General features: G+C 54.2%; 1 pseudogene. It reads left to right on the top strand.

Annotated elements, in window-relative coordinates:
• Window positions 1-66 precede the first annotated feature (66 nt).
• A pseudogene (locus tag AB9F29_RS21210) lies at window positions 67-1,274 on the top strand (IS3 family transposase).
• The last annotated feature ends 62 nt before the right edge of the window (window positions 1,275-1,336 follow it).

Genomic DNA, 1,336 nt, shown 5'->3' with positions numbered 1-1,336 from the left:
AGAGGTGGTCGCGGAATTTCGGACCAGTTGTTAAGGTGGATCGCACGATGAGAGAAGTGATCCAGAATGAAAAAACGAAAGAACCATTCGCCAGAGTTCAAAGCCAAGGTCGCGCTTGAAGCAATCCGCGAGGAGATGACGCTTGCGGAGTTGCCCAAGAAGTATGGTGTTCACCCGACCTAGATCGGCACGTGGAAGCGTGCAGCGATAGAAAACATGACGACGGCTTTTACGCGCCGAGGTGCTGCCCCGGAACAGGTGAGCGCGGCTGAAGTCGACAAATTGCATTCGAAGATCGGTCAGCTTGTGCCTCTCGGGGTGTAAACACCCCTGCCGGCCAATGGATGGAGCGGGATTTTTTGGCCGATGCCTCGGACCAGTTGCTCGGGACGCGAGGCAAAAAATGGTGAGCCAGGATCATAAACTAAGCATGCGTCGGCAATGCGCATTGCTGACGTTAACGCGATCTAATTTGTACTATGAACCGAAGGGCGAGAGCGTCGAGAACCTGCGGTTTATGGCGATCATCGACGAGCAGTTCTTGGAGACCCCGTGGTATGGATCGCGCCAGATGGCACGTTATATGAAGCGCAACAACCACGCATGCGGGCGGCATCGTGTCCGCCGTTTGATGCGCCTCATGCGATTGGTGCCGATTTATCAGGAGCCCAACACCAGTAAAAAGCATCCGCAACACAAGATTTGGCCATATCTTCTGAGAAACGCGGTGATTGACCCTCCAAACCAGGTCTGGTGTGCAGATATTACCTACATACCGATGCGGCGCGGCTCCCTGTATCTCGTGGCCATTATGAATTGGTACAGCCGCAAGGTGCTGGCATGGCGGTTGTCAAATAGCATGGACGCCGCAAACTGCGTTGAGGCGCTGAAAGAGGCATTGGCCAATCACGGCACGCCGGAGATATTCAACACCCCCTCTCAGGCATTGCTTCGCAATACCCTGCCGGGCAATGGATCAGGGCAGCCAGTTCACCAGCGGCGATTGGATCGACGTGCTAACTGATGCCAAAATCAAGGTCAGCATGGATGGCAAAGGCGCGTGGCGCGACAATCGGATGATCGAGCGCGTATGGCGGTCACTCAAGTACGAATGCGTCTATCTGCACACCTTTGAGACAGGCTCAGAGGCAAAAGCCGGTATCATGAAATGGCTGGCCTACTATAATGCTGAACGTCCTCACTCGACCCATGGAATCTTGCCCCCCGACGAGGCCTATGCCAACAAAACAGAACCAATGAGAGTAGCAGCCTGACATGAAACCCTGATCCACCTTAACAAGGCTGCAAACTGGTCGAAAACTTAGGACCACCTCTG

The organism is Falsihalocynthiibacter sp. S25ZX9 (assembly GCF_041205405.1).
Classification (GTDB): domain Bacteria; phylum Pseudomonadota; class Alphaproteobacteria; order Rhodobacterales; family Rhodobacteraceae; genus Falsihalocynthiibacter; species Falsihalocynthiibacter arcticus.
This window is presented reverse-complemented; position numbering and strand designations above follow the sequence as displayed.